Origin of the sequence: Shewanella sp. W3-18-1 (assembly GCF_000015185.1) — a bacterium.
Taxonomy (GTDB): Bacteria; Pseudomonadota; Gammaproteobacteria; order Enterobacterales; family Shewanellaceae; genus Shewanella; species Shewanella putrefaciens.
The window spans coordinates 2,358,193-2,379,139 of the sequence record NC_008750.1; the positions used below are offsets into that span (position 1 = coordinate 2,358,193).

The following is a 20,947-nucleotide window of genomic DNA, read 5'->3' on the forward strand; positions in this document are numbered from 1 at the left end:
GAGCAAACTCGATGAAATTTAATCATGAGATAGTTGAAAAAAACATCGGTTTGTTAGCGATCTTTACCGTTATCGCTATCAGTTTCGGTAGCCTTGTCGAAATCACTCCGCTGATTTTCCAAAAGGATACGACTGAACCTGTTGAAGGCTTAAAACCCTACACTGCCCTGCAAATTGAAGGCCGTGACATTTATGTTCGTGAAGGTTGTTACAACTGCCACAGCCAAATGATCCGTCCTTTACGCGCAGAGACTGAGCGTTATGGTCACTACTCTGTTGCCGGTGAGTCAGTATGGGATCATCCCTTCCAATGGGGTTCTAAGAGAACAGGTCCTGATCTTGCTCGTGTCGGTGGGCGTTATAGTGATAAATGGCATGAAGTTCACTTAATCGATCCACGCGCTGTCGTTCCTCAATCGAATATGCCTGCCTTTCCTTGGTTAGCCGAAAATAAGTTAGACGGCAAACTGACAGGCGATAAGATGACTATTCTGCGTAACATGCATAAAGGCGGTTACAAGGGTAATGATCTTTATACCGATGAAGAAATTGCAGGCGCACAAAAGGCTGTAGAAGGTAAGACAGAAATGGAAGCCTTGATCGCATATCTTCAGTCTTTGGGTCACGCACTCAAATAAGGAGGCAAAATATGGATTACGGCACATTGCAAGGCATTTTAACGATCATTGTGATGCTGACCTTCGTCGGTATATTTGCTTGGGCATATAGCTCGCGTCGTCAAAAATCCTTTGATGAAGCAGCTAACCTTGTGTTTTCTGACGAAGAAATAAACAAGGAATCGACGGACTCAGGAGAGCATAAGTGATGAGTAGCTTCTGGAGTATTTGGATTACCGTACTCTCGTTAGTGGTGATCGCAGGTTGTTTTATTTTACTTAAAGTGTGTTCTAAGAACACCACTGACGTAAAAGAAGGCGAATCTATGGGTCATAGCTTCGACGGTATTGAAGAGATGAACAATCCACTACCAAAATGGTGGAGTTACATGTTCTATATCACGATTGTCTTTGGTTTAATTTACCTTGCCTTATATCCTGGTTTAGGTAATTACCAAGGCCTCTTAGGTTGGAGCAGTGCAAACCAAAGTATTGGTACTGATAAAGGTATAAAAGCCGACTCAGCCGCAGCGGTGGAACTCGCGAACAAGGAAGGCCGTTGGGTACAGTACGATCAAGAAGTAAAGCAAGCGGATGATAAATATGGTCCTATTTTTGCTGCTTATTTGGCAACACCACTAGAAGAACTAGTTAAAAACCAAGAAGCATTAAAAGTGGGCGGCCGTTTGTTTTTACAAAACTGTGCACAATGCCATGGTAGTGATGCGCGTGGTAGCAAAGGTTTCCCTAACCTTACTGATGGCGATTGGTTGTACGGTGGTGATTTAGCGACAATCAAAACCACTATTATGAGTGGCCGTCATGGCATGATGCCGCCAAAAGGTGGTTTGCCAATCGAGGATAGTGAAATTGCAGGCTTAGCAGAATACGTTGTTAAACTGTCTGGCCGCGAGCACGATGCGACACTGGCTGCTCAAGGGCAAGGTTCATTCATGAAAGGTTGCTTTGCCTGTCATGGAATGGACGCAAAAGGCAATAAATTCATGGGCGCCCCCGATTTAACCGACGATATTTGGTTATATGGTGGTAGCCGCGGCGTGATTGAAGAAAGTATCAAACATGGTCGTTCAGGCGTTATGCCTGCGTGGAAAGATGTTCTCGGTGAAGAAAAAGTTCATGTGATCACTGCTTATGTTTATAGCTTATCAAACAAGTAATTAGATATAAGTAATACTAAGGCCTCGAGAGTATCGAGGCCTTTTTTTTAAAGTGCTAAACCTGCCTTTTAACGGTAAAATGGCACAAATTTTCAAATGGGTATTAATATGACTGAACAACAAGCTTGGTATAAACAATTCTGGCCTTGGTTTTTAATTATTCTTCCTTTATGTGCAGTCGTTGCAAGTTTTACCACGCTAAAAATTGCCCTTTCCAACTCAGATTCACTTGTCGCTGAAGATTATTATAAAGATGGTAAAGCCATTAACATGGATTTGAGTAAAGTGAAATACGCCAAACAAATAGGCATGAATTTTTCACTTGAACAAGCTAATAATGAGATTTTGTTGACACAACAAGGTGGCCCATCTTACCAAGCAGCCTTGAAAGTCGAGTTTTATCATCCAACTATTGCCGAAAGAGACATAAAACTGACCGCAACGGCCGATGCCAGTAATGTGTATCGCATTACTATTCCCACCACATTAACCGGCCCTTGGGAAGTGCGTCTCGAGGGCTACGATGGCAAATGGCGAATTCACCAACGTGTTGAATTAAAAGATAGTATCCAGTTGTGGTTGAATTAGTTGTAGTTGAATAAGAATTGTTATGACACATCCAAGTTGTTTCCATTGTAATGAGCCCGTACTCACGGGCCAGCAGTTTATTACCCGTATAAATGATCGCGATGAGCTAATGTGCTGTCCCGGTTGTCAAGCGGTGTCACAGGCGATTGTTGATGCAGGATTGCTCAGTTATTACAAGTTTCGAACTGAACCTGGAAATAAGCAAACAGCCCTTGTTCCTGATGCATTAAACCAATTTAGTGCTTACGATTTACCTGAAGTACAGCAAGATTTTGTGCATTCTGAAGAGAATATTGAATCAGTATCGCTGTCAATTGATGGTATCACCTGCGCGGCTTGTGCTTGGTTAATAGAACACAAAGTCAAACAACTGTCTGGTATAACACAAGTACTTGTCAATTCGACAACTCAAAGAGCCATGATCAGTTGGGATAAACATAAAATAAAACTCAGCGATATCCTCGCCCAAATTAGTCGCATTGGCTATCAAGCAGCTCCTTATCAAGTTGATGAACAAGAACGCAGCAGCCAACAAAATAGCCGTAAATTTTTACTGCGTTTAGGGTTAGCCGGTTTTGCTACAATGCAAGTCATGATGTTTGCTCTTGCCTTGTATACGGGCTATTTCACTGACTTAGATGTGCAATATCGCGATTATTTCCGCTGGGTTAGTATGATTTTTGCGACCCCAGTTGTGCTCTATTCTGCTCAACCTTTTTATTTTAGCGCCATTCGTACCCTACTTAGTGGCAAGCTCAATATGGATGTATCTGTCTCCATCGCCATTGGTGGTGCCTATACTGCAAGCTGTTTTGCCACAGTGAATGGCACCGGCGAAGTGTATTTTGAATCCGTATCTATGTTTACCTTCTTCTTATTGTTGGGGCGTTATTTTGAGCAGAAAGCTAGACAAAAGGCTTCAGTTAGTTCCAGTAACTTACACAAACTAGTCCCACTGACAGCACATCTTGTTACAGAGCAAGGCCAAGAAGAAATCCCCGCCAAAAAGTTACGCCTCAATGATGTGATCCTTGTGAAACCGGGGGAAATGGTCGCTGCCGATGGTGTGGTGGTTGGCGGCCACACGAGTATCAATGAGGCCATGCTTACTGGTGAGCAAATGCCAATTGAAAAAAATATTGATAATCAAGTCTATGCGGGAACGATTAATATCGACCAACCCATCACAGTGAAGGTGTCTGCACTTGGACAAGATCAATTGGTTGCTGAGATTATTCGCCTACAAGAGCTTGCTTCTAATACTAAGCCGGCGGTTGCATTACTTGCTGATAAGTTATCACGTTACTTTTCTGGCACCATTCTTTCTATCGCCACTATTACCTACTTAGTGTGGCATCAGATCTCCCCTGATGATGCCTTTTGGGTCACGCTGTCTGTGCTCGTTGCGACTTGTCCGTGCGCTTTGGCCCTGGCAACCCCTACAGCCGTTACCTGTGCTACCGCTATTTTTACCCGTCTTGGGATCATTACCCGCAAAGCCGGAGTATTCGAAAAACTCCCACTGATTAAGCATGTTGTTTTCGATAAAACAGGCACCCTCACCTGTGGCACGTTATCTATTGGTCAAGTTGAATGTCTTGCAGATAGTGATCAGAACCGCGTTCTTGCTATCGCCGCAGCATTAGAAGCTGGTTCTCGTCACCCAATTGCTGCCGCGTTTGCCGTATTTGCTGAGCCTACTCTCACAGCAGAACAAGTACACCACACTGTGGGGTTTGGTATACAAGGTTCGATTGATGGTATTGAGTATCGTATTGGCAACGCATTGTTTACCGATGCTCATATCAGCAGCACTAACCCGATACAACAAATTTGGTTAGCGCGATTGAACGATGGAAAATATGACTTAATTGCCAGTTTTGAAATTAAAGACAATATCCGCGTTGACAGTAAAACAACGGTTGAACAGTTAAAGAGACAGGGTTGCAGTGTTAGCATTGCCAGTGGTGATCATTCTGGTCACGTATATCAACTGGCAAAAGAGTTAGGGATTGAAGACGTTCATAGTGGTTTAACACCAGCAGATAAGCTTGCTTTAGTAACTGAACTCCAAAAAACCTCAACAGTTGCCATGTTTGGGGATGGCATTAACGATGCTCCAGTACTTGCTGGTGCTGATCTATCTGTTGCTATGGGCAGTGGCAGTGCGATTGCTAAAAACAGTGCAGATTTGATCCTACTTGGGGATCACCTTTCTCGCTTCACCCAAGCTGTCTCGGTCGCCAAACTGACCACGCAAATCATTAAACAAAATCTCGCTTGGGCTTTAGGATATAACGCACTTATTTTGCCGTTAGCTGTTACAGGCCATGTGGCACCTTATATTGCCGCAATAGGCATGTCAGCAAGTTCTTTAATTGTTGTTGGTAATAGTTTGAGATTATTACGCGTAAAAGTGTGATCATCATAGACAGTTTAATCGGAATAGTAAGAGGTCATTATGGAAATTATTTATGTGCTTATCCCCATTGCCATGATCTTTGTCGCCATCGCTGTAATGGTCTTTTTTTGGGCGGTTAAATCTGAGCAATTTGACGATCTTGACCGTCAAAGTGTTTCTATACTGTTTGATGAAAATACTGACAAACCAAACAATACAGAAACGGCAGTTACTCAATCATCGGCAGAACTTGATGATATCGCAGCACTGCAAGCTATCAAAAAACAGCAAAAAGGCATGCCTTTGTGATCGAGTACAATGTCACCGGTGCCTTTCTGGTTGGATTAATGGGCGCAGCACATTGCTTTGGTATGTGTGGTGGTCTTGTGGGGGCTTTCTCAGCCCAAATCCCCCATCCAAAGACGGGGAATTTACTGACGCATCAACTCAAGTATTTACTAAGTTACAATGTAGGTCGTATTTTGAGTTATACCTTAGCAGGTTGCTTGGTTGGTGCATCGTCGGCAGGTCTTGGTTATTTATTCGAACTCGATACTTATCTCATTGTTCTGCGGATCATTGCTGGACTAATGATGATAGCAACAGGGTTGTATATCGCTAAAATTTGGGTCGGAATAGTGCAGATTGAGCGTGTCGGGCAATGGTTGTGGCAGTATCTAAAACCCATAGCTCAGCGCCTTGTCCCCATCAAAAATCCGAGCCAAGCGATAATGGCCGGATTTATTTGGGGCTGGCTCCCCTGCGGTCTTGTCTATAGCACTTTAACGTGGTCGGTTGCTTCAGGCTCTGCAAGCCAAGGTGCCTTAATCATGTTAGCCTTTGGCTTAGGCACCTTACCTTCATTGTTAAGTGCTGGTGTGGCTGCTAAACACCTTGCTGTTTGGGTACAAAAGAAAACGGTTAGACTATTGAGTGGTTTACTATTAGTTGCCTTTGGTGGCCAAACTTTATATATCGCACTGTCGCAGCTAAACTAGCCCAAGTGAGTGAATTGGTTTAACATGGCTTCAGTGGATAAACTTGAGAACCGACATGACAATAGAACAAAATAAAAATCGTCGTCCTGCAGCCAGCGGGTGCGCAATCCATTGTCACGATTGCAGTATGGGAACCCTTTGTATTCCTTTTACCCTCAACGCAGATGAGCTTGATCAACTTGATGATATTATTGAGCGTAAAAAACCCATTCAAAAAGGCGAGCAAATATTTAAGTCGGGAGATCCGTTAAAATCTCTCTTTGCCATTCGCTCCGGTACTATTAAGAGTTATACCATTACCGAACAAGGGGATGAGCAAATCACAGGCTTTCACTTAGCTGGTGATGTGATTGGTTTTGACGGTATTCACGCCCAACTGCACCAAAGTTTTGCACAAGCACTCGAGACATCTATGGTTTGTGAAATCCCATTTAATATTCTTGATGAGCTTTCTGGTACTATGCCTAAGTTGCGTCAACAAATTATGCGTCTAATGAGTAATGAGATCATGAGCGATCAAGAAATGATCCTCCTACTCAGCAAAAAGAATGCCGAAGAACGCCTTGCCGCTTTTATCAGTAATTTAGCCAATCGCTTTGGTAATCGTGGCTTTTCACCGAAAGAATTCCGTCTCACTATGACACGAGGTGATATTGGTAACTATCTTGGTTTAACTGTTGAAACGATTAGCCGCCTGTTAGGACGTTTTCAAAAATCAGGATTAATTGAAGTGAAAGGAAAGTACATCACTATTGTTGATCATCAAGAACTTAACCTACTCGCTGGGAATTCCCGAATTGCAAGATAAGTAAATTGCTCGTTGCAGATTAAGTGAAAGAGAAAATGATCATTTATAGTGATGTCAATAAAGTAGGATATTGGATGCTTAGACGCTGTTTTTTAAATGAGTTTTGATCTAGAACAATACAGCTAACTGCCAAAGGCTCATGATGAATCTGAGCCTATGACTAAAGGAACATGTTATGAAGGATTATCAAAAAATACTGGTTGTAGTAGACCCTACTACCGAAAATCAAGTTGCACTCGCCCGTGCGGTAACCTTGGCCAGTAAAAGTAACGCCCATGTGACTGTGTTTCTCTCTATTTTTGATTTCTCCTATGAAATGACATCGATTTTATCGAGCCAAGAACGTGAAGCTATGCGTCAAGGCGTTATCGATCAACGCTTGGCTTGGATTCAAGATCTGCTTGCCGCATACAGTCATTTACAGCTCAGTATTGATACCCAGGTAATCTGGCACAATCGTCCTTTTGAAAGCATTATTAACCACGCCATCGCTGGCCACTATGATTTGATTGTTAAGGGCACTCATGCCCATGACAAACTCAAAGCGGTCATTTTTACACCAACTGATTGGCATTTAATGCGTAAAGCACCTGTTCCAGTGCTCATGGTTAAAGAACGTGACTGGCCGGCTGCAGGCAAAATTCTGTGTGCCGTCAATGTGGCTACCGAAGATACCGATCATCAAATGCTCAATGGTAAAATTATTGAACATGCAAAAGATCTTGCGCTTAAGTTTGCCGCTGAGGTGCATTTAGTTAATGGCTACCCTGGCACACCCGTTAATTTAGCCATTGAATTACCAGACTTTGATGCACAGACCTATAACAATACTATCCGTATCCAACATGAAGATCGTGTTAGTTATCTCGCGAATGCCTATGGTATCGATAGCAATCACTGTCATGTGAAAGAGGGGTTACCTGAAGATGTTATACCTGATCTTGCTGCTCAGTTAGATGCTGAATTAGTCATCCTAGGAACCGTAGGGCGAACAGGATTTTCAGCCGCACTTATCGGTAATACGGCTGAGCATGTTATCGATAGCATCAATTGCGACTTACTGGCTATCAAACCCGATGGTTATAAATCCCCCTTAGAAGAAACCTAAACCACACGGCTCTTTACCCCGCATGAGATAGCTGGAATAATACGCGCCCTGAAACTCAGTTACTGGGCGCTTTTTTATGTTGGAAGCTATGTCTGAAGAATTATCGAAAAAACACACTACCCGTCTTAATAAATTACAAAAGCGTTTGCGTCGTGAGGTGGGGAGTGCCATCGCAGATTACAATATGATTGAGGATGGCGACCGTGTTATGTGTTGCTTAAGTGGTGGCAAAGACAGTTATGCTATGCTCGATATTCTAATGAATTTACAGCAACGTGCGCCTATTCAATTTGAAATTATTGCCGTCAATTTAGATCAAAAGCAGCCAGGCTTCCCAGAGGATATTCTTCCCGCTTATCTCGATAAACTCAAGGTGCCTTATCATATCCTCGAAAAAGACACATATTCTATCGTGAAGGATAAGATCCCTGAGGGCAAAACAACATGTTCACTGTGCTCTCGTCTTCGCCGTGGTACGCTGTATGGCTTTGCACAACGTATTGGTGCAACTAAAATTGCTCTTGGTCACCATAGAGATGACATCATTGAAACCCTGTTTCTAAATATGTTTTTTGGCGGGAAAATGAAAGCAATGCCCCCTAAATTACTTTCTGATGATGGCGCCAACATTGTGATACGGCCCCTAGCCTATTGTCGTGAGAAAGATTTAGAGGAATATGCACAGCTTAAACAGTTTCCAATCATCCCTTGTAATCTCTGTGGTTCACAGGAAAATTTAAAACGTGCCGCGGTTAAAGATATGCTTAATCAATGGGATCGACAATATCCTGGCCGTATTGAAACCATTTTTACTGCCATGCAGAACACGGCTCCATCACAGGGTGTCGATCGTGAACAGTTTGATTTTATTTCTTTAAAGCGCGATCCCGATGTACCAATGACTGGTGACGTTGCCGAGGCTGATTTACCCGCCTTCGATTTTCTAGATATTGCTAACAGCGGTCATATCGATTTAGATGCTGCGCAGCGTATCGATGTTGTCAGCTTTTATGAAGCTTAAACAATATCCACTAAAGCAAACCATGCTTTAAGCTAAAAAGCCCACATAATGTGGGCTTTTTGGTCATAATTTTAGGTGAAATAATGTTATTTTACCCAAGGACTGACAACATTTGGCGGCTGACTAAATTTTAACATACTGAGATTTTCTAGCTCGGATGTTGTTAATTTAAAATTCCCTTTTATCGTTTGTTCTCTGCCATCAAGTACGGCATAAACGTCTTGCTCTGGTGTAAATTCAAAATTTAACCCGGCTATTGGAGCCTTAAAATAACGCATAGGAAAGCCTTGCATTGTTCCAAGTAGACGGTCCATTTCAGTGGTAATTTGTTGTAAACGTGCTTTATCGTATTCAGCTAAGGCCTGTTTTGCCCTAACCTGCATTGTAATACCACACTCTTTAGCAGCACCTTCAAAGACTAAGTTAACCAAAGCGCGTTGATCTTTTAAATCATCATCTAAAGGAATAAATAAGCGCTGTTGTTTGGTATAAGTTAATGGCGTTGAGTTTTTTTCACTGGAAATTGTACCACTCTGAATGACACAATTTTGTTGTATAGGCACACTAAATGCTATTTCAACCAATTGAAAATTACCTTTAGCGACTTGTTTTAACCTATCATAAAAGCCTTTATATTCAAGAGATATTGTCTCTGCATTTACTGCACCAACCAAAAAGTATAGCCCAATAAATAAGTATTTCTTAAGCATCAGCATTTACCAAATATTTTTCATTATGACGTAACATATCGAGTAATTCATCGATATAAGCTTCTTGTCTTTCAGAATAATTCACTAACCCATAGATGAGTTGATTGGCTGTTGGTTCTACTTCTTGTGAACGTAAATCAGCGCGGATTGAACGGAATAAAGCATAAGCAGGGTTTGAATTTAAATTACGCATATAAGATGACACTGAGGCATCAACGGATGAAAATACTTTTACCTCATGCATTTTTCCTGAGCCACGTGATGAAGGAACTATGCCGCAGCCTGTTGAAAAGCACCATTCCCCAAAAAAGTTAAATCCTTCGCGTGCAAAACGTGAACTCCCCCATCCTGATTCATTTGCAGCTTGAATAAGTACCATCGACTCAGGAACAATATCTACTCGTTTTAGCAAACTATTCAAAGATTTAATATCGATATTACGTGCTGCATATTGGTACTTATCACACAGCATATTTAATTGTGTTAACTGTGACGATGAAAGAGTACCGCCATTCTCCAGCTCAGTCAGTGCATCACTAATTAAATCACGTTCCTCTTCAATGATGGCATTTTGCTGTTGAATAATCGGGCGTAAAAAGTCAAAAAAAGCTTTCTTTTTTTCCGTTATATCATTTATTCCCGAAAAGTCAGGGATTTGAGTGACAGGAGTAACTGCGCGTTCCAATTGACTGGTAATGGACTCTGGCTGACTCACCTCAGGAATGAGCAAAACCCTTAACGAAAAAATCGCTAATATCACTATGGCTAACGCCAATGTAAATGAACCAACTCTACCTGTTTTCAATAAGTCACCTTAGGAATAGCTACCTGTAATGGTAAAATAAACGCCAGATTATATGTCATATATTGAATTAAATGAAATTTGTACTGTTAACCTCTTTTTTTAACACGACCCAAAATATTGATAGCTGATGTAACCATTGAGTATTTTTGTATTGAAACTAATTTTTAGTGCATGCTTTTGACTGAGCTTTTATACTAAGGTTCCCCATTGGGCTCAAGTTGTGACTTGAGTAATAACATACCTCCAGCCTTAGCATTGACCATCTATGGCATGGAAATAACCCAGTGACAAAGCAGGATTTTTTAGGGTATTCAGGAAGGAACAACCCATATGCAATATCAAATGTTAAATCAATTTAATCATGTCGTTGCCATAGGTGGAGGCCATGGTTTAGGAAGAGTGCTCTCTTCGCTTGATTTTCTAGGTAAACGCCTTACGGGAATTGTGGCCACCACTGATAATGGAGGATCAACAGGTCGCCTTAGAGCACAACAAAATTGCATTGCATGGGGTGATCTTCGCAACTGCCTTTCTCACCTAGCTAACCGCCCTTCCATTGGCTCTGAACTATTTGAATATCGCTTTCAAGGTGAAACTGAACTGAGTGGCCATAATTTAGGCAACCTTATTTTGCTAGCACTCGATCAGCTTTGTGTTCGACCGCTTGAAGCCGTTAATCTTATTCGTAGCTTATTGAATATTGAAACTCAACTTATCCCTATGTCAGAGCAGCCGACTCATTTAGTCGCAATCCAAGCCTGTGGGAGTAAGGTTTTTGGTGAAACGAATGTAGATAGTATGGCGGATGTACCTATCGCATTGTGTCTTGAACCACAGGTAGATGCGACTTTTGAAGCCTGTCAGGCCGTACTTAATGCGGATTTAATTATCATAGGACCAGGTAGCTTTTTAACCAGTATCATGCCACCGCTACTGTTACCACGTTTCGCTAAAAGTTTAGCCGCAACTAAAGCACAGATAATCTTTATCGATAATTTGTATCCAGAGTTATCTCCTGCGGGTCAATTTAGCCTAGAACAGCGGATCTCTTGGTGCCACCAGGTTATTGGTCGTCCTGTTATAAGCCAAGTGCTACGCCATGGTGATCAAATTCGCTTAGGTTCATTTATTAATGACTTCCCTTTAAAGAATCATCATAACCCCAATCTGCACGATCACGCAGGTCTTCGGGAAGCATTAAGTGCATTGCTACGTCTAAAATTGGATCTGACAATGCATCCTCTCGCCTCTTAACCCATACTAATGAAGAAGGACAGCATTTGCTGTCCTTCTACTATGTGCTGTCTTGCCGCTTAAATCACTTGAGCGATAGCTTTACAAATCACTGGCATATTTGTTTTCGTCATTCCAGCAACACTGATGCGTCCTGAGCCAACAATATAGACACCAAACTCATCTTTGAGGCGTGCAACTTGTGCTTTATTTAAACCTGAAAAACTAAACATACCACTTTGTCGAGAAATAAAACTAAAGTCTTGCGTCACACCTTCGGCCTTTAAACTATCAACAAACAGCGTGCGCATTTTCGCAATACGTTCACGCATTTCAGTGACTTCTTGTACCCACTGCGCTTTTAAGGATGCATCGCCTAAAATCGTGCTAACAATCAAGGCTCCATGTGCAGGAGGGTTAGAGTAATTTGCACGGATAGTACGTTTCACTTGGCTGAAAGCACGTTCAGCCGCATCTGCATTTTCGGCAACCACTGTTACAGCGCCAATACGTTCATTGTACAAACCAAAGTTTTTAGAAAAAGAATTAGCAATAAGCAATTCAGGCACCTTAGATGCCACTAAACGTAAACCTGCCGCATCTTCTTCTATCCCGACTCCAAAACCTTGATAGGCAAAATCGAACAAGGGAACCAGTTTCTTATCTGCACATAATTGTGCAACTAAGTCCCACTGAGCCAAGGTTAAATCAATCCCCGTCGGATTATGGCAGCAACCATGTAGTAGAATGATATCGCCTGCATTTGCAGCCGAGATATCTGTCATCATGGCATCGAAATCAATATCGTGAGCATTTGCGTTGTAGTAACCGTATTCTCTAACGGTCAAACCCGCCGTTTCGAAAATATTTTGATGATTAGCCCAAGTAGGATTACTGACCCACACGGTACGAGAGGGTGTATTACGCAATAAGAACTCAGCGGCAATACGCAATGCACCAGTACCCCCAGGGGCCTGTGCGGTAACGGCGCGGCCAGAAGCAACTAGCTCACTCGATTCTCCAAACAATAATTCTTGTACAACGCGGTTATAGGCAATAACGCCTTCAATACCTAAATAGTTTTTTGTCTTTTCTTGCTCAAGAAGCAATGCCTCGGCCTTTTTAACAGACGCTAATACGGGGGTCTGTCCTGCTTCATCTTTATAAATGCCCACCCCAAGGTTCACTTTATCTTGGCGAGGATCTGCCTTAAAGGTATCTGTTAAACCAAGGATTGGATCTGCAGGAGCGAGTACTACTTGAGAGAAAATCATGACTATTGTCCTAAATGTTCGCGTGTAGGGAAATTTTGGCTTATTTATACCACTGTCTTAAGGAGGGGAATAGCACCTTAGATAGCATCTTTGAGAAATTGTTGTACTCAATAGTGATTAATGAAAAAAAGTACGATTGGATTCACCATTTCTAATCACTACTGATAAATGACGCTGAACTACTGATAAATGACGCTGAAAATCAACTTTATCACGGTTAGCGCACACGACTTATGTGCAGAATCTTTCTGTAATCAAATCTATGCTACAAGCCACCATTTACAGTGGCTGTAGCGACAAGATTAGAGATCTTGAACTTTGAACTCGGCAATCGATTCGCCACGAAATTGCTTTTTCAATTCCGCTTTAGACAATTCGTTAATTTTGCCATTGGCTGAGATTGTAAAATGTTCTGTCTGATCAAGCTTACGAGCTTGATAAAGCATGACCACTTGCAATGTTGATTCACGTTGTGCTTCACTCAATACAGTGCCATCCTCCCACTTGCCTAACTCTGCTGCGCTACGCAATCTTTCATAGACTTCGAGGGGCATTTGGTCAATCACTTGATTTATGTCAGTCATACACTTTTCCGTTTATGTAACACAATTCTTATTCGAGTCACGAGGTAACCTACAAAACCGAATACAAAACAGATACCGGCGATATTTGCACGCATCCCTTCGGCAGGCTCACCTCCCCAAAACCAGATCACAACGCCAGCAATAAACAGTGTCATCGTAATAAAACTCTGGTTCATTAAACTGCTGGATTTTTGAATATGGCTAATCCTCGATAAGGACTCATTGTCTCCATTCGTTTTTGCCTGACAATGGGGACAAGCACTCGATTTACTGGACATACGCTTACGACATACAGGACATTCAATTAATGCCATATCCGCCTCATTTATCTCAATTTATCCACAACAGCCAGCATGGCGATTAACGAGGCTTCACCCAGATAAATGCTACGCTCTGGCGACCAGCCAACAAAAGGATCGGGTAAGTTATTATTGTCTTTAAATGGCATTTCAAGTGTATTGGATAAACATTCAAAGGTTTGTGCTACCCAATTTGATGCCACGGTTAAGTTAGCCTGACCCGGTTCGTCTTTAGCATAACCAAATTGAGTTTGAAAATCAGCACTGGCTAAAGTTAATGCTTGACTAAAATCGGCCTGTAACTGTGCCAATCTGTCGCTATATGTCGGTACGCCTTCACAGCCAGCAAGAAATACATAGGGTAAACCTTCATCACCATGCACATCGTAAAATAAATCGACGCCAATTTGTTTCATCTTATTTACAACATGATAAACCTCAGGACTCTTTTCTAAACTTGGGCTTTGCCACTCGCGATTAAGATTAACACCTACCGCATTGGTACGAAGATGCCCTCTAACACTACCATCGGGGTTCATATTGGGCACAATGTAAAAGTTTGCTTTATCGAGCAGAGATTTTGCTGTTGGGCAGTCATTATCAAGCAAACGGTTAATTAAGCCTTCAACTAGCCATTCAGCCATAGTTTCGCCAGGATGCTGCCTGGCTGTGATCCATATATTACGCTTGGAAGGATGGGCATTACCCACTTTCACAAGCGTGATATCTCGACCATCTAAGGTTAAGCCTAAATGCTCTAAATTAACATCAGGATGCAATTGAGCACTGCTGAGTAAGTCTAAGTGGCGTTCGTAACTGTAAGGTGCAAAATAGGCTAGTTGGATTGCATCACAATCTAACTCAAGTTGAATAGTTAATGTGCCATCTTGATATTGTGTCGGCACACGAAACCAGTGCTGGCGATCATAACTGGCAACAGCTTGATAATTCTCCCAACCTTTTGGATAAGAAGCGGTACCTGCATTAATGATATTTAACGTGTATTGATGACCAACGCTACCTTCAAATCGAAAATTAAACCATTGATAAAACTCGCCACCGGCATCGGGGCGGATCGCAAGTTGAATATCATCTTTATTATCAAGATTGACTACTTGGATATTTCCACCATCAAAATTGGCACTGATCCGCATAATGATTCCTACTCGTTTATTCATGTGAGGGCTATTGATGACACATGCTACACCCATAATTTATGCCCGATAGAATAAACCAAAACCGCGTGAGGTGAAAATGAAAGCCAGTATTTTCAGCTAATGTGAAATCAGTCGGCTTTTTATTAACCGATGACAGCGAGCAGTCAATCCCGCCTTATGTCGGACAAAAGCCTAAACCGTAAAACTGTAACCTTGCCCACGCACGGTATTAATCAAATTACGCGGTAAACTGGTTTTCGCGAGTTTACGTCTTGTATTACTGATATGCATATCCAAGTTACGATCAAAGCGTCCAAGATCTTTTTGTAAAACTGAACGTTGAAGCTCCTGTTTCGTAATCACCTGCCCCTTGCGTTCGAATAAATACTTAAAGAGTCGAAACTCAGTTTGGGTAAGATCGACCCCGCGATTACCAATCGTAATGCGATAGCTAGTTTCATCAAAATTAACCGATTTAACTTGGGAGTGTTCGGTTTTATGCTGCATGATCCGATGTGAATGTAGGCGGCGCTCCAGTGCACCCAGTCTAACGATCAACTCCTTAATACTAAATGGTTTACTTAAAAAGTCATCAGCCCCCAACTCATAACCCATAATGCGATCATCTTCGCTATCTCGGGCTGAAAGCATCATAACAGGCGTTGAACACTCACGGGCTTTTAATACCTCAAATCCATTCATCTGTGGCATCACTAAATCAAGCATGATCACGTCTGCAAAACCAGCACGAATACGATTTAGCCCGTCTAAACCATTAGTAGCACACTCTACTTCATGCCCATGAGCAATAAGGGCATCAGCTAACCAAGTTCTGAACAAGGGATCATCATCGACCAAAAGTATTTTACTCATCCTTAATATCCAAACGAGAATCGATATCATTTATATTACCATAGCTATACAGGTGTCTCTAGTCCTAAAACACGCGTAAAGATAAGTTACAGTTAAAATGTGATCCGAGTAATGATGTCAAGTTCGATAACAAATACTTCGTTCCCTTTCGGCAATAAAAAAGCGCCCTAAGGCGCTTTTTAAAATTAAAGGTTTAAATTTAGAACTTAACTGTTACACCACCATAAATGGTGCGACCGATAGTATCGTAAACTTCTGGAACTGTACCACCATCGCTACCGTTAGAAACAGTAACAGGTTTTTCATCAGTAAAGTTTTTAACGCCTAAACTAACGGTTGTCATATCATTGATATGATATGTACCTGAGATGTTGTGGTAAATAATATCACCTACTTTATTACCTTCTGCGAGGTCACGCATATCACCAATATAACGGTTAAAATACATTACACTCCAATCGTCTTGGCCTGCAGAGATGCTAAAGTTGTTACGAACACGCGCATAAGCACCGAAGCGGTGTTTTTCAAGATAGTTGTCACTCTTTGTTTAAATATTAAGCTGCATTTATTACGCCTTCTTCTGGTGCCTTATCTGGGTTGAGTGTTACAGCGCCAACCGCTTCACAATTTCTGATCTCTGTAGACCAACGCATCGGTTTTCTTTCCTTCGCCGCCTCAAGCACTTTCTTGCGCTTCGCTAAAATAGCGCCATCTTGCAGTGCATGACGTTGCCCTGGTGAGACAAAATTTAGCTGGCTGTGTTTATGCTCATCGTTGTACCAGGTTACAAACTTTTCCACCCATTCTCTTGCTGTTGCTAAGCAGCTAAAACCTGATGCCGGCCACTGTGGGCGGTATTTCAACGTTTTAAATAACGACTCTGAAAAGGGGTTGTCATTACTCACCCTCGGCCGACTTAATGATGCCGTAATACCAAGCTCTTCCAGCTTGGCTTTCATGGTCAGTGACTTCATCGGCGCCCCATTATCAGAATGCAGCACTAATGGCGTGTTAAAGCATTGCTCGCGTAACAGACAGCGTTGGATTAGCGCAGCGGCATATTCCCCACTTTCTTGCTCATGAACTTCGTAACCCACTATTTTTCTACTGTAAATATCTTCAAACAGGTACAAATAGTAGAACTGGCCTTTGACGATTGAGGCTAAATAAGTGATGTCCCATGACCACACTTGATTCGGCCCATCTGCCCGATAACTCAACGGTTTGCTTCGATTGACCGCAGCCTGAGTGCGGCCACGATGGTTAAGTTGACCATGAGCATTTAACACTCTGTAGAAGCTGGATTCCGAGGCGATATAAATCCCGTTATCTAATAATGTTGGCACAATTTGCGACGGGGGTAAGCTGGCGTACTCCGTTTGATTACACACGCTTAATATCTGTTGTCGCTCATGTTCTTCGAGTTTATTGGCCGGCTCTGGTCGAGCTGCTGTCGGCCTTAAATCAGCTTGTACTTGACCTTCTCGATACCAACGTCGATAGGTACGCTTACTGAGGCCCGTTTCTGCACAAGCCTTATAAAGGCGAGCACCATTGGTATAGGCCTCTTGGATTAAGGCAATCAATGCTATGCGCTCAGGCAAAGGGGTTAGCTCTCCTCGCTGTCGTCCCCCCAGAGCGCATTGAGCTTTTTTCTGAGCACCAGTAACGCAGCAGCTTCAGCCAGCGCTTTCTCCTTATAGCGCAATTCCCGTTGCAGCGATTTGATTTCGGCTTTGTCAGCCTTAGCCTGCTGTTTAATGGTTTTAGTTTGTACTTCTGAGGTTTGAAAACCAGCTAAACAATCCTGTTTCCACTGCTGTACTTGCTCGCGGAACAAGCCCTTTTCACGGCAATACTGGTTTATCTCCGCTTCCGACAGCGGCGCTGTTTCAATAATCACGGCAAGTTTTGCTTCAGCCGACCAATCATCGGCTGTTAATGTTTTACCTGGCACGGGGCGACCTTCTTTTCTGGCAATATCTCGCCAATGATACAAGGTTTGCACCGCGATGCCTTCTTCCCGAGCGACCTCTGCGACCGTTAAGTTGTGAGGAGGTAATAATTTTTTAAGGATCGCCTCTTTACGTTCTGGTGAATACCGAGCCATATCGTTCTCTTTTGCCGCACCCTGTCTTTAAACATAATGATTATTTAGGGGTGACAACAATCCTGACACAGGGGGGAAGTTACCATCGATTGTACCCGTATATTCCTCACCATCTTGCTCAAACTTAACTAGATAAGTGGTGTCATTACTAACTTTCCAGTCTAAACCAATCAATCCAAAGCTGTAAGCTAAATTGAAATCAATACCGCTAGTGTCTTGTGAACCAACATTAGTCAGTGCGTTAGTTAAATTATCTAAATTACCACCTGCACCGATATTGAAAGTTTCACAAGCTGACGCATCACCTGCATGACAAGCATTCAAACCAACTTGAGTATCCATACGTGCAATAGCGTTATCTAACTTAAATCGCCAGTAATCTAATGTAACAGACATACCATCGATGTAGCTCGGTGAATATACTAAACCGGCCGTGTAAGATTCAGACTCTTCAGGTTGCAGATCTGGATCTGATGTGCGATTTACTAAGATTTGAGCATCTTTAATATTGCCCCATGGATCTTTCAAATAATCAAATGAACCAGAGTTACCACCATATAATTCGGCTACACTTGGTGCTCGGAATCCAGTCGCTGCCACAGTACGAACCATCAGGTCATCGGTAGCGGTATAAGTTAAACCAATTTTCCACGTGGTTGCTTTACCGAAAGTAGAGTAATCATCTAAACGCAGTGCAAATTCACCTGTTAATTTCTCAGTAAATGGTACACTGACCTCTTGGAAAATAGAGACAACATTATAGTTGCCATCCGTTGGATCTTGCTGTGCTGCAGTACTTTCACCTGCAACTACAATTGGGTCGGGATTATAAAAACCACTTTCACGGCGATATTCAGCACCGATAGCAAAGCCAACAGCACCTGCTTTTAGATCAAATAACTCACCATTTAATCCCGCTGACAATGTTTGCTGTTCATTGCCGCCATTTGCTTTCTCAGAATAACCGATAGCATTAATAGTTTGTTGTGTTAGTGGTGCACCACTAAACCACGCATCTGGGTTAGCATAGATAGAAGTGGCCATATCTGTAGCGTTGATAGAGTTTTCTACTGCGGTTTCAGCTTTGTTTTTACCATAGGTATAGGTGACATCCCAATTCATACCCGTATGTACATCTAAAGTACCCGCTAAACCACCAGATAAGCGCCAAGTATCGGTATCCTGAGTGTAGATACGAGGGCCGACTTCATTGGTACGACGGCGGTAGTTAACTAAACCTTTATCATTTGCTTTTATACCTGCGGCTGTCATAGCACTGTCTAGTGTTATGCATGGAGCACCAGCTGGAACATTAGCATTACCACAAACATTTAGACCAATATTTGCAGGCTGAGCGGCCATTTGCTGATGGGAACGACGATTTGTATAGATTGCATCTGCAGTTAATACCACATCATTACCCAGCTCTTGGGTCATATTTGCAAATAAGCTGCGACGTTCGCTCGGAGTTTGATAATAGCTGTCTTGTGTATAATCGTATACTTCTTCTTGGTCTACCCAATTACCATTTGCATCTTTAACCATGTAATCCAATGCACCTGTCGGAATACTCCAGCTTTCTCCTGTTGCTGTCCAATCACGATCCGCTTGAATTACATCGCGACGGTCCGAAAACGCCGCACCAAATGTGTAGTTACCACCATCGGTATTAAAGCCGTATAATGCACTAACATCGCCATTGCGACCATCACCTTTATCCGTACCGCTACCATTAAAATCTAATTGGAAGCCTTCAAAGTCTTTCTTGGTGATGATGTTGACTACACCCGCAATTGCATCAGAACCGTAAACCGCTGAAGCACCATCTTTCAGAATTTCAACGCGGGCAATCATAGCTACAGGGATAGAATTCAAATCCACAGAGCTATCCGCTCCAGAACCTGAGTTCACCATACGGCGGCCATTTAATAGTACTAATGTACGTTGTGATCCCATACCGCGTAAATCAACCTGCGCAACACCATCAGCACCATTATTTGTACTTGACCCTACAGCAGCACCTGCCATAGAGGTTTGAACTTGTAGCATTTGGTCTACTGAGGTAAAACCTTCCGCTTTAATCGCTGCAGCATCAATTACGGTCACAGGAGAAGCTGTTTCCATATCTTGACGTTGAATACGTGAACCTGTTACTTCAATACGCTCTACTTTCGCCGTTTCTTCAGCCGCGAATGAGTTTGACGCAACAAATGTACCCGCAGAGATGGAAGTAACGATTGCGACATTAATAGCCGACGCGACTTTGGTTCTTTTGATCATGTTTGAATGCTCCCTAGATCTTACTATTATTTTTATGCTTACAGCTTGTACAACTATTGCTGTACTACTGTTGCGCTTGATACTGATGATTCACTTTACTTCAGTCAATGCGCAAAAATTTAACTAAATAAATATTATTGTTTTTATAAATGACCTTATTTGTTGCATTATTGTTTATTTAAAATTATGAATTCATGTTTTTTAATTAAAAAAGTTTTTTACGCCAGTTAAATAGTAATAATCAGCAATAAACCCTGTTAATAAAATAACATTTAACATACAATGTAATTATCGATTTATGTGATATAGATCACACGCCTCACTTGATAACAGATGAAAAACACAACACTGTATATCGATTAATTATCGTCTATTTGTGCATAACTAAAATTTATAAACATAGGAAAGCAAGACAATACAAAGCAAAGACTCTATATAGAGAAGATACATAATGAATAAAATGTAATTTTTATGCACAAGATTTTCACTGCAAACAAATAATTAACAAATATGCATCAATTTGATTGGTATAAGTGATTTAATCAAATATGGTGTTCTAGAATAGTGCTAACGATTTAATTCTCTTGTGTGTTTTGGTATGAATTCGAATTAGAGCCCACTGCCCATTTTTGCTTATTATTTTATATAGACATGTAAAATACTGTTTTTAGGTTCTGATATTGATACAGATGTAAATATTTGTAGAGTGCCATTAAACTAATCAATTTAACTCCAACCATATGATGTCTTGGGTTGAAATAATGGCGTAAAGCTAAAAACAAGCTGATTTTAATACTCGGATATAATGATGTTTCGAGATGAGATGTTGTTCGCTTTGACAAACTCTAAATGGCGAAACATGGAATGAAGTGTAATATGAAGCGCTTCTATACAAAATTGATAT

The 20,947-nt window shown here is 41.8% G+C and carries 19 protein-coding genes and 2 pseudogenes; 11 read left to right on the plus strand and 10 right to left on the minus strand.

The genetic code is table 11. The annotated features are described in order from the left end of the window. Positions 1-11: 11 nt before the first annotated feature. The 10 genes from ccoO (at position 12) to ttcA (ending at position 8,718) form a co-directional block, all read left to right on the plus strand. Complete coding sequence (ccoO, locus tag SPUTW3181_RS10625) at positions 12-638, plus strand: cytochrome-c oxidase, cbb3-type subunit II (protein ID WP_011789348.1); 627 nt, start codon at positions 12-14, stop codon at positions 636-638. An 11-nt stretch (positions 639-649) separates the two neighbouring features. Beyond that, a complete protein-coding gene (locus tag SPUTW3181_RS10630; RefSeq protein WP_011789349.1) occupies positions 650-826 on the plus strand; it encodes a CcoQ/FixQ family Cbb3-type cytochrome c oxidase assembly chaperone in 177 nt (58 codons plus the stop codon). Then, a complete protein-coding gene (gene ccoP, locus SPUTW3181_RS10635; RefSeq protein ID WP_011789350.1) occupies positions 826-1,794 on the plus strand; it encodes a cytochrome-c oxidase, cbb3-type subunit III in 969 nt (322 codons plus the stop codon). The genes SPUTW3181_RS10630 and ccoP overlap by 1 nt, the downstream gene beginning before the upstream one ends. A gap of 108 nt (positions 1,795-1,902) precedes the next feature. Continuing rightward, positions 1,903-2,382: a FixH family protein gene (locus tag SPUTW3181_RS10640; RefSeq protein ID WP_011789351.1), complete on the plus strand. Its 480-nt coding sequence runs from the start codon at positions 1,903-1,905 to the stop codon at positions 2,380-2,382. A 22-nt stretch (positions 2,383-2,404) separates the two neighbouring features. After that, positions 2,405-4,804, plus strand: coding sequence for a heavy metal translocating P-type ATPase (locus tag SPUTW3181_RS10645; RefSeq protein WP_011789352.1), 2,400 nt, complete (start codon positions 2,405-2,407; stop codon positions 4,802-4,804). A 39-nt stretch (positions 4,805-4,843) separates the two neighbouring features. After that, complete coding sequence (gene ccoS, locus SPUTW3181_RS10650) at positions 4,844-5,092, plus strand: cbb3-type cytochrome oxidase assembly protein CcoS (protein WP_011789353.1); 249 nt, start codon at positions 4,844-4,846, stop codon at positions 5,090-5,092. After that, positions 5,089-5,781, plus strand: a complete 693-nt coding sequence (locus tag SPUTW3181_RS10655) for a sulfite exporter TauE/SafE family protein (RefSeq protein WP_011789354.1) — start codon at positions 5,089-5,091, stop codon at positions 5,779-5,781. Before ccoS ends, SPUTW3181_RS10655 begins: the two co-directional genes overlap by 4 nt. 55 nt (positions 5,782-5,836) lie before the next feature. Continuing rightward, the gene (gene etrA / locus SPUTW3181_RS10660; protein WP_011789355.1) at positions 5,837-6,589 is read left to right on the plus strand and encodes an electron transport transcriptional regulator EtrA; all 753 of its coding nucleotides are present in this window, start codon (positions 5,837-5,839) and stop codon (positions 6,587-6,589) included. Positions 6,590-6,764: 175 nt separating this feature from the next. After that, positions 6,765-7,697, plus strand: a complete 933-nt coding sequence (gene uspE / locus SPUTW3181_RS10665; RefSeq protein ID WP_011789356.1) for a universal stress protein UspE — start codon at positions 6,765-6,767, stop codon at positions 7,695-7,697. 88 nt (positions 7,698-7,785) lie between these two features. Then, complete coding sequence (gene ttcA, locus SPUTW3181_RS10670; RefSeq protein ID WP_011789357.1) at positions 7,786-8,718, plus strand: tRNA 2-thiocytidine(32) synthetase TtcA; 933 nt, start codon at positions 7,786-7,788, stop codon at positions 8,716-8,718. Positions 8,719-8,804: 86 nt separating this feature from the next. Here the strand turns inward: ttcA and SPUTW3181_RS10675 are convergent, their stop codons facing one another. Both SPUTW3181_RS10675 and SPUTW3181_RS10680 read right to left on the minus strand, forming a co-directional pair. Further along, positions 8,805-9,428 carry a DUF2987 domain-containing protein gene (locus tag SPUTW3181_RS10675; protein WP_041408182.1) on the minus strand — a complete coding sequence of 208 codons (624 nt, stop codon included), beginning with the start codon at positions 9,426-9,428 and terminating at the stop codon, positions 8,805-8,807. Continuing rightward, positions 9,421-10,233, minus strand: coding sequence for a glucosaminidase domain-containing protein (locus SPUTW3181_RS10680; protein WP_011789359.1), 813 nt, complete (start codon positions 10,231-10,233; stop codon positions 9,421-9,423). The genes SPUTW3181_RS10675 and SPUTW3181_RS10680 overlap by 8 nt, the downstream gene beginning before the upstream one ends. A 330-nt stretch (positions 10,234-10,563) precedes the next feature. Between SPUTW3181_RS10680 and yvcK the strand changes: the two genes are divergently transcribed. Then, positions 10,564-11,487, plus strand: a complete 924-nt coding sequence (gene yvcK, locus SPUTW3181_RS10685; RefSeq protein ID WP_011789360.1) for a uridine diphosphate-N-acetylglucosamine-binding protein YvcK — start codon at positions 10,564-10,566, stop codon at positions 11,485-11,487. A gap of 59 nt (positions 11,488-11,546) precedes the next feature. Here yvcK and SPUTW3181_RS10690 read toward each other — a convergent pair whose 3' ends face one another. From SPUTW3181_RS10690 to SPUTW3181_RS10730, 8 genes and pseudogenes are all read right to left on the minus strand, one after another. Then, the gene (locus tag SPUTW3181_RS10690; RefSeq protein ID WP_011789361.1) at positions 11,547-12,740 is read right to left on the minus strand and encodes an amino acid aminotransferase; all 1,194 of its coding nucleotides are present in this window, start codon (positions 12,738-12,740) and stop codon (positions 11,547-11,549) included. 302 nt (positions 12,741-13,042) lie between these two features. After that, positions 13,043-13,324 carry a YeaC family protein gene (locus tag SPUTW3181_RS10695; protein WP_011789362.1) on the minus strand — a complete coding sequence of 94 codons (282 nt, stop codon included), beginning with the start codon at positions 13,322-13,324 and terminating at the stop codon, positions 13,043-13,045. After that, positions 13,321-13,638: a hypothetical protein gene (locus SPUTW3181_RS10700; RefSeq protein WP_011789363.1), complete on the minus strand. Its 318-nt coding sequence runs from the start codon at positions 13,636-13,638 to the stop codon at positions 13,321-13,323. Before SPUTW3181_RS10700 ends, SPUTW3181_RS10695 begins: the two co-directional genes overlap by 4 nt. Before the next feature lie 11 nt (positions 13,639-13,649). Further along, on the minus strand, positions 13,650-14,777 hold the full coding sequence (locus tag SPUTW3181_RS10705) for a M14-type cytosolic carboxypeptidase (protein WP_011789364.1): 1,128 nt from the start codon (positions 14,775-14,777) through the stop codon (positions 13,650-13,652). A 195-nt stretch (positions 14,778-14,972) separates the two neighbouring features. Further along, positions 14,973-15,653, minus strand: a complete 681-nt coding sequence (locus tag SPUTW3181_RS10710) for a response regulator transcription factor (protein WP_025007657.1) — start codon at positions 15,651-15,653, stop codon at positions 14,973-14,975. Positions 15,654-15,852: 199 nt separating this feature from the next. Beyond that, positions 15,853-16,167 (minus strand): annotated as a pseudogene (locus tag SPUTW3181_RS10715) (TonB-dependent receptor); the annotation flags it as partial. 40 nt (positions 16,168-16,207) lie between these two features. Continuing rightward, positions 16,208-17,763 (minus strand): IS3-like element ISSpu6 family transposase gene (locus tag SPUTW3181_RS10720; RefSeq protein WP_086022278.1). Its coding sequence is split into 2 segments (ribosomal slippage): positions 16,208-17,301 and positions 17,301-17,763, totalling 1,557 coding nucleotides; the frame shifts between segments, so codons are not numbered across the junction. Positions 17,764-17,838: 75 nt separating this feature from the next. Then, positions 17,839-20,043 (minus strand): annotated as a pseudogene (locus SPUTW3181_RS10730) (TonB-dependent receptor plug domain-containing protein); the annotation flags it as partial. Between the last annotated feature and the right edge of the window lie 904 nt (positions 20,044-20,947).

Coding starts and splice junctions, on each gene's coding strand:
- SPUTW3181_RS10690 (WP_011789361.1), bottom strand. CDS start 12,740: ATGATTTTCTCTCAAGTAGTACTCGCTCCTGCAGATCCAATCCTTGGT.
- ccoS (WP_011789353.1), top strand. CDS start 4,844: ATGGAAATTATTTATGTGCTTATCCCCATTGCCATGATCTTTGTCGCC.
- SPUTW3181_RS10700 (WP_011789363.1), bottom strand. CDS start 13,638: ATGGCATTAATTGAATGTCCTGTATGTCGTAAGCGTATGTCCAGTAAA.
- SPUTW3181_RS10640 (WP_011789351.1), top strand. CDS start 1,903: ATGACTGAACAACAAGCTTGGTATAAACAATTCTGGCCTTGGTTTTTA.
- ttcA (WP_011789357.1), top strand. CDS start 7,786: ATGTCTGAAGAATTATCGAAAAAACACACTACCCGTCTTAATAAATTA.
- SPUTW3181_RS10695 (WP_011789362.1), bottom strand. CDS start 13,324: ATGACTGACATAAATCAAGTGATTGACCAAATGCCCCTCGAAGTCTAT.
- SPUTW3181_RS10710 (WP_025007657.1), bottom strand. CDS start 15,653: ATGAGTAAAATACTTTTGGTCGATGATGATCCCTTGTTCAGAACTTGG.
- SPUTW3181_RS10705 (WP_011789364.1), bottom strand. CDS start 14,777: ATGCGGATCAGTGCCAATTTTGATGGTGGAAATATCCAAGTAGTCAAT.
- SPUTW3181_RS10675 (WP_041408182.1), bottom strand. CDS start 9,428: ATGCTTAAGAAATACTTATTTATTGGGCTATACTTTTTGGTTGGTGCA.
- etrA (WP_011789355.1), top strand. CDS start 5,837: ATGACAATAGAACAAAATAAAAATCGTCGTCCTGCAGCCAGCGGGTGC.
- uspE (WP_011789356.1), top strand. CDS start 6,765: ATGAAGGATTATCAAAAAATACTGGTTGTAGTAGACCCTACTACCGAA.
- yvcK (WP_011789360.1), top strand. CDS start 10,564: ATGCAATATCAAATGTTAAATCAATTTAATCATGTCGTTGCCATAGGT.
- ccoP (WP_011789350.1), top strand. CDS start 826: ATGAGTAGCTTCTGGAGTATTTGGATTACCGTACTCTCGTTAGTGGTG.
- SPUTW3181_RS10645 (WP_011789352.1), top strand. CDS start 2,405: ATGACACATCCAAGTTGTTTCCATTGTAATGAGCCCGTACTCACGGGC.
- SPUTW3181_RS10630 (WP_011789349.1), top strand. CDS start 650: ATGGATTACGGCACATTGCAAGGCATTTTAACGATCATTGTGATGCTG.
- ccoO (WP_011789348.1), top strand. CDS start 12: ATGAAATTTAATCATGAGATAGTTGAAAAAAACATCGGTTTGTTAGCG.